Source organism: Halomonas sp. MES3-P3E, from assembly GCF_002836035.1.
Lineage (GTDB): Bacteria > Pseudomonadota > Gammaproteobacteria > Pseudomonadales > Halomonadaceae > Vreelandella > Vreelandella arctica.
The window spans coordinates 1-480 of sequence record NZ_PJBT01000147.1; the positions used below are offsets into that span (position 1 = coordinate 1).

The 480-nt window shown below is 58.8% G+C and carries 2 protein-coding genes; both read left to right on the forward strand.

What is annotated here, in order from left to right:
• A partial coding sequence (locus CXF87_RS12380; protein WP_157826545.1) for a hypothetical protein occupies positions 1-184 on the forward strand: 184 nt, incomplete at its 5' end.
• A gap of 142 nt (positions 185-326) precedes the next feature.
• Complete coding sequence (locus CXF87_RS22285) at positions 327-455, forward strand: hypothetical protein (protein ID WP_269801104.1); 129 nt, start codon at positions 327-329, stop codon at positions 453-455.
• The last annotated feature ends 25 nt before the right edge of the window (positions 456-480 follow it).

Consider the following 480-nt stretch of genomic DNA (forward strand, 5'->3'; position numbering starts at 1 on the left):
AATGGCCTACAAGCTGCCCGTTTCGCTGCATCAGATCCGTGTTGCCTGTGACGAGCTCTGCGAGCAGCAGTTTGTGGCCCGCACTATTCAGGGGTATCGGCTCACCACCTGGGGAGAGTGCGAGCTACCCGCCGTGCCGTTGCTTGAGAGTTACTACATCGGTAATGCAGGGGGTGCAGCATGACCCGCCAGCCCTATACCCAGCCCAAATGCCCAGATTGCCAGTACCGCAAGTCCCCGAGCGAGTTTCGCGACCCAGCCACCCATGAGCCGTTACCCGCATGCAAGCACTGCATGCGCAAAGCCCAGCGGGCAGGAGGTCAACGATGGACGGCATAACCCTTTATCTACTTGGCGTATTGACCGGCGTATTCATCACGGTCGCTTGCTCTGCGATCGCCTTCTCTCGTGCGGTCAAGGATCTCAATGATCAGGGAGAGCAGGATGGTTGGTGATATTCAGAAGGGCGGCCCGCAGTCA